This is a genomic window from Stenotrophomonas capsici (assembly GCF_034961085.1).
In the GTDB taxonomy this organism is placed as follows: domain Bacteria; phylum Pseudomonadota; class Gammaproteobacteria; order Xanthomonadales; family Xanthomonadaceae; genus Stenotrophomonas; species Stenotrophomonas capsici.
Map to the genome: position 1 here is coordinate 1 of NZ_JAYFUH010000242.1, position 3,123 is coordinate 3,123.

A 3,123-nucleotide genomic window follows, 5' to 3' on the forward strand; every position below is an offset into this window, starting at 1 on the left:
GCACACGATCAGCGCCGGGCCCTGCCAGGCGCGCAGCTCGGCGCTGCCATCCACGCGCGCGATGCGGCTCTGGCGCAGGAACACCTCCACGCCAAGCCGCGAGGTCATCTCGCGCACGGTACTGACCAGCGCATGGTCCTGCAGGCGCGAGGCGTCGATGTAGCTGCGCATGAGCTTGTCGCCGAAGCCGTGGAACGTGCCGGGCAGGCGCACGCTGTTCTGCTGCGCCACGCGCTGGGCCGCGCGTTCCGCGGAATCGGCCTTGTACGAGGTGTCCAGCAACGCCAGCCGCAGCACACGCCCGGGCGCAATGCGCAGGATCTCCTGGGCGATGTAGCCGCCCAGCGAGAAGCCGGCCAGCGCGAAGCGCTCCGGCGCCCTGGCCAGCACGTCCTCGGCGACGGCGCGCAGGTCGTCATGGCCGGTGAGGTCACCGACCTGGCAGTCGGCGATGTCGGCCAGGGCATCGAGCTGGGCACGCCAGAGCGTGGCGTCGTTCAACAGGCCGGGGAGCAGCAGCAGCGGGGTTCGTTGTTCCATGGCGCTAGTGTGAACCGGCCACGGGCAATCGTGTGACAACGCGCGTCAGCGGCAGGGTGCTCCCGGCGATGCGTCAGCCTTCGTTGACCGGCAGCGTGACGTTCATGATGGTGGCATCGTCCGGGTCGGCCTTCACCTTGAAGCCCAGGCTCTGGCACATCGCCAGCATGGTGGTGTTCTCGCGCAGCACCTGGCCCTCGACCAGGTTCAGGCCCTGCCAGCGCGCGTACTCGATCATGATCTGCATCAGCTTCCAGCCGATGCCGTGGCCCTTCAGGTCCGAGCGGATCAGGATGCCGTACTCGCCGCGGTTGTAATCGGCATCGGCATGCAGGCGCACCGCACCGAGCATGTCGCCGTTCTTCGGGTCGATGGCGACCAGCGCGATCGAACGCGCGTAGTCCAGCTGGGTCAGCCGGGCGATGAACTCATGGCTGAAATGCTTCACCGACTGGAAGAAGCGCAGCCGCAGGTCGTCGTCGGTCACCCGCGCGAAGAACGCGCGGAACAGCGCGTCGTCCTCCGGCCGCACCGGACGGATGAAGGCCTTGCCGCCATCGGACAACGCGATGGTGCGCTCCCACTCGGTCGGATACGGGAAGATCGCGAAGCGCGGATGGCCGCGGCCCTTGTGCAGGCGCTTGACCGGGGTGATGGCGATGCGCGCATCGAGCGCGATCACACCGTTGCGGTCGGCCAGCAGCGGGTTGAGGTCCAGCGTGCGCACCTCGGGGATGTCGGCGGCCAGCTGCGCCAGCTTGACCAGCACCAGCGCCACCGCGCGCTCGTCGGCGGCCGGCACGTCGCCGTAGGCCTTGAGGATGCGCGAGACGCGGGTGCGGCCGATCACTTCGTGGGCCAGGCGCAGGTCCAGCGGCGGCAGTGCCAGGGTCTTGTCGTCGATGACTTCCACCGCGGTACCCCCGCGACCGAACACCACCACCGGGCCGAACACCGGGTCATCGGCGATACCGGCGATCAGCTCGCGCGCCTTGGGCCGGGTCAGGCACGGCTGCACCATCACCCCGTCGATGCGCGCCTGCGGGCGCAGTTCGCGCGCACGCGCGAGGATGGCGGTGGCCGCGGCCTGCACCGCCGGCAGCGTGCTCAGGTTCAGCCGCACGCCATCGACTTCGCTCTTGTGCGGGATGTCGGGCGAGAGAATCTTCACCGCCACGCTCATGCCCTTCTCCAGCATCGGCTGGGCCAAGTCCATCGCCTCGTGCGCGTCGCGCGCGACCATCACTTCCAGCGAGGGAATGCCGTAGGCCTGCAGCAAGGCATGGGTGGCCACCGGGTCCAGCCATTGCTGGCCGTTGGCCAGCGCCACGTCGACCAACCGGCGCGCGGCGGCGGCATCGACCACCAGGTCGGCCGGCAGGCTGGGCGGGGTTTCCATCAGCGCCGCCTGCGCCTGCCGGTACTTCACCAGGTGCTGGAAGCCGCGCACGGCCTCGGCCTCGCTGGGATAGGTCGGCACGCGCGCGGTGTTGAGGGTGACGGTGGCGTTCTCGTCGTTGCCCAGCCACACCGCGAACACCGGCTTGTCGCGCAACTGCCGCGAGCGCAGCCCCAGCGTCTTGGTCAATGCCTGCGCGGCGTCGGCCGAGGACGTGAAGGCCGTGGGCACGTTGATCACCAGCACCGCGTCGTTGGCATCGTCGGACAGCAGCGCCTCGATCGCCGAGGCATAACGCTCGCCGTCGGCATCGACCACGATGTCGACCGGGTTGTCGCGCGACCAGCCTTCGGGCAGCACCTTGTCCAGCTGCGCGATGGTGGCCGGCGACAGCTCCGCCAACGCCCCGCCCAAGGCCTGCAGCTGGTCCACCGCCAACCGGCCGACGCCGCCACCATTGCTCAGGATGGCCAGGCGGCTGCCGGGGAACGTCCCCAGCCGGCCCAGCGTCTCGGCCGCGGTGAACAGTTCGTCCAGCGCATTCACGCGTAGCAGCCCGGCGCGATTGAAGGCTGCGCCATAGACCGCGTCGGAGGCGGCCAGCGCCTGCGAGTGGGTGCTGTTCTCCTCGTTGCTGGCCTTGGGCTGGCGGCCCGACTTGACCACCACCACCGGCTTGGCGCGCGCGGCCGCACGCGCGGCCGACATGAACTTGCGCGCGTCGCTGATCTGGTCGACGTAGAGCAGGATGGCGCGGGTGCGGTAGTCGGTGGCGAAGTAATCGAGCAGGTCACCGAAATCGACGTCCAGCGCATCGCCCAGCGACACCACCGCCGAAAAGCCGATCGAACGCGCCACGCCCCATTCCACCAGCGCGGCGGCGATCGCGCTGGATTCGGAGATCAGCGCCAGGTCGCCGGCCTGCGGTGTATGCGCGGCGATGCTGGCATTGAGCCGCGCATGCGGGGCAATCACGCCCAGGCAGTGCGGGCCGAGCACGCGCATGCCCTTGGGCCGTGCCGCGGCCTCGACCTGCGCGGCCAAGGAGCCCGGGCCCGGGCCGAGCCCGGCGGTGAGGATGATGGCCGCGGCCACGCCGCGTTCGGCGGCCTGCGCCACCACCTGCGGCACGATGCTGGCCGGCGCGGTGATCACCACCAGGTCCGGGATCCAGGGCAGGTCCT

At 70.1% G+C, this 3,123-nt stretch carries 2 protein-coding genes; both read right to left on the reverse strand.

The window, feature by feature from the left end; translation table 11 throughout:
- Positions 1-540, reverse strand: a 540-nt coding sequence (locus VA603_RS12370; protein ID WP_323439026.1) for an alpha/beta hydrolase, incomplete at its 3' end; no start/stop codon positions are given.
- A 73-nt stretch (positions 541-613) separates the two neighbouring features.
- The coding region (locus VA603_RS12375) for a bifunctional acetate--CoA ligase family protein/GNAT family N-acetyltransferase (RefSeq protein ID WP_323439027.1) at positions 614-3,123 on the reverse strand (2,510 nt) is incomplete at its 5' end.